Here is a 3,518-nt window from a genome sequence, read left to right on the forward strand (position 1 = left end):
CCCATTCCCAAAACGCGGAGATCAAACCACTGCCCGACACCCGCCACAAGCACCCAAACCACAGAGCCGCTTCGTCAATGGGCCCGGAATTCACATGACAGCAAGTCCCCTACGACAACCGCCGCAGGGGATAAGAGCTCGACCGAGGTCAGAGGAAGGTGAAATCCGCCACCGTCAGATCACCCGCCGCCACGCCCTCGATCAGCACGGTATGGCCCTGATAGTCGATCAGCGCGCCTTGGGCGGTATCGGTGATGTTGAGCGCTGCGAGCTTGCCTTGCAGCCCCGTGCCGGGCGCGTTCTCGACGCCGACCATGCGCAAGCTGTCGATGCCGTCCTCGTAGTCGGTGATCACGTCCGCATCGCCGTCCTTGAAGAAGTTCCACACGAACACATCCGCCCCGGCACCGCCGGTCATCGTGTCGTCGCCGTCGCCGCCGTTGATCGTGTCGTCACCAAGCCCGCCGTCGATCAGATCGTTCCGGCCACCACCCGCGAGGAAGTCGTTGCCGTCGCCGCCGTTGACGGTGTCGTCGCCTTCGCCACCGCCGATCGAGTCGTCGCCAGCCCCGGCCGAGATGCTGTCCTGGCCGGATCCGCCACCGAGGTCGTCGTTGCCAGCGCCGCCCTCGATCGTATCGGCGCCAAAGCTGCCGCCCATCGTGTCGTTGCCGTCGCCGCCGATCATCTGGTCGTTGCCCGGCCCGCCGTTGACCACATCGTCGCCGTCGCCGCCGTCGACCGTGTCGTCGTCCTGACCGCCGCCCATGAAGTCGTTGCCGGTGCCGCCTTCCATAAAGTCGTTGCCGGTGCCGCCGCCCATCAGGTCGTTGCCGTCGCCGCCGAGGACCTCGTCATTGCCCGCGCCAGCGCCGATGTTGTCATCGCCCCCCGCACCGTCCAGCGTGTCGTCGCCGTCGAGGCCAAAGATATTGTCGCCGCCTGTTCCGCCGGTCAGCGCCTCGGCGGCGTCGGTGCCGACAAGGGTTTGCTCCTGCGGGGCGGGGGTTTCCGGCTCCGGTTCGGGTTCCGGATCGGGCTCCGGCTCAGGCTCAGGCTCCGGTTCGGGTTCCGGCTCAGGCTCGGGCTCCGGTTCGGGTTCCGGCTCCGGTTCGGGCTCGGGTTCCGATGTGCCTTCATCTACATCCGTCACTGCGACATTGAGTGATGCCTCGCCGTCCGGCGTCGCGCCGACAGAGGTGTCGTCCAAGGTCACGGTCACGTCCAACTGCGCCTGGGTTTCGAAATCCAGCGCCGTACCCGCCCTCAGAAACAGCTCGGTCCCGTCGATCTCGAACAGCGCGGCGTCATCGCCGGTAAGCGACAGGTCGTTGGTGCCGAGCGCATCGTCCGTGACCGCGATGTCCGCCACCTTGATGCGCGAGGTGGTGTCGGCGGTCTCTTCCAGACTGGCGACGGCGTTCGTCAGCGCCACCGAGGGCGCTTCGTTCACGTCCGTCACCGCCACGCTGAGCGCCGCAGTGGCATCCGGGGTCGTTCCGACCGTCACGTCATCCACGGCGACCGAGACATCGAGCTGCGCCTGGGTTTCGAAGTCCAGCGCCGTGCCCGCCCTCAGGAACAGCTCGGTCCCGTCGATCTCGAACAGCGCGGCGTCATCGCCGGTAAGCGACAGGTCGTTGGTGCCGAGCGCATCGTCCGTGACCGCGATGTCCGCCACCTTTATGCGCGTGGTGGTGTCGGCGGTCTCTTCCAGGCTGGCGACCGCGCCCGTCAGCGCCAGGCCGGTGGTGGCCGCGTTCACAGGATTAACGAGGGCCGATAATTCGGCAAAGGAGAGAGTTACGTCAAGGAATTGGATGAATTCCACATCATCGTGGATCAGATCCGTACCATCCGAGCTCGTGATCTCAAGGCTGCCGGCAACGTCGCCATCCCCGCCGGTGATCCCGACGCTCTGGGCTTCGATGACCGCTGTATCGGTGCCGCCGCCGCCAATCAGCGTATCGTCATCGGCGCCGCCGGTAAGAGTATCGTCGTCAAAGCCGCCATCCAGTATGTCATCGCCGCGTCGGCCGGCCAGCTCGTCGTTGCCAAGCTGACCGAGGAAATGATTGTCGCTGTTTTCGCCGCGCAAGATGTCGTCGAAATTGCTTCCCTCCAGGTTCTGGATGTTGGCAATCTTATCCATCCCCTGTCCGGTGTTCTGCGCGGCCATGATCGTCAGGTCGACGACCACCGCCTGGGCCGCAGCCGCAAAACTCAGCTCGTTCGTGCCGGTCCCGCCGTCGATCAGGTCATTGCCTTCGCCACCGTGAATGAGGTCATTGTCCGCCCCGCCGCGGATGACGTCGTTGCCGCCTTCGCCCAAAAGAACATCGTTGCCGGTACCGCCGCGCAGCAGGTCATCGCCCGCGCCGCCGATCAGCAGGTCGTCGCCGCCTCTGCCGTCGAGCACGTCGGGCTTGTCGTAGGTCGGAGACGAATCGGAGAAGAACTGGTCATCGACGCCGTCGGAGCCCTGATACCAGGTGCCCTCGGTGAGGTCTTCCATATCCGCGATCAGGTCTTGAAGGTCACGCCCACCTTCACGGTAGAAGACTTGGTACATCGGAGCTCTGGCTGCTTGCAGATTGCCGGCGGCATCAAAGGTAGAGCTATTGTTTGCGATATAAGTTCCGATTTCCCCACGGGTGCTATATTTCCATTCCATAAACGCCTTAGTGTCCAACAGGACATCGCCGACGACCGGATATTCCTGGGGCACGCCGAGATCATCATTAGGATAGTATTCGGTCATGTAATAATCTTCCAAAGTTCGAGTTCCGGCGAAGCCGGAAACCGGATCCGAAAACTGCAATTGGAACGTATAGCCGCGGTGATACTCGGTCTGTGTACCCAGCGGGAAACCCCTGTCGACGTACACTTCGTAATCGGTGTATTCAACCGACACGATAGTGACCACAAGCTGGTATTCGGCCTCCCGCAGCAAGGGTTCGATCACGGATTCGAGTTCTGCAATTGTTCCGAGCAGTTCGGGCTTCAGTTCGCCGGACGTCGCGCCGTCCTGCAATGTCTCCATCACCATCAGGCGCATCGCGACGGCGGCGATCATGAAGGGCGCCAGCGTGGTCTTTTCAGTGGCGGACACCGTCGAATAAGAGGTGATATCCGCCAAGGCCTCTGTGGATTTCGCGATTGCCGTTTGCTTGAATGTCTCGTCTCCGGTCCCTTGATAGACCGACCACGCATTCAGCGCCTGTTTCAGATCGGAATGAACACTGGATAAATAGGAGTCGATTATCGCTTGCCGGTTGGTTTCGATATTGGTCAGGAGCTGGGTCGATTGCGCCAGAAGCTCATCCAGTTTATCGTTGATCTCGCCAGTTGGATCATCGCCGGTAATTCCACCGCCGGTAAGGTTATTGACCGAATTCAGGATCCCAAGACCGGCGCTAGGCTCAGGACCTATTGATTTCAGCGGAAGGGCATGGTTCACCGCGCGAAAACAGAGCGGTGATATGTCTGATCTCTTCTGGCTGAGTGATGCGCAGATG

General features: G+C 62.1%; 1 protein-coding gene. It reads right to left on the reverse strand.

Features of this window, described 5'->3' with window-relative positions; genetic code table 11:
- Positions 1 to 148: 148 nt before the first annotated feature.
- Positions 149 to 3,460, reverse strand: a complete 3,312-nt coding sequence (locus RXV88_RS23310; RefSeq protein WP_316296116.1) for a hypothetical protein — start codon at positions 3,458 to 3,460, stop codon at positions 149 to 151.
- Between the last annotated feature and the right edge of the window lie 58 nt (positions 3,461 to 3,518).

This window comes from Aestuariicoccus sp. MJ-SS9, from assembly GCF_032586235.1.
In the GTDB taxonomy this organism is placed as follows: Bacteria; Pseudomonadota; Alphaproteobacteria; order Rhodobacterales; family Rhodobacteraceae; genus Aestuariicoccus.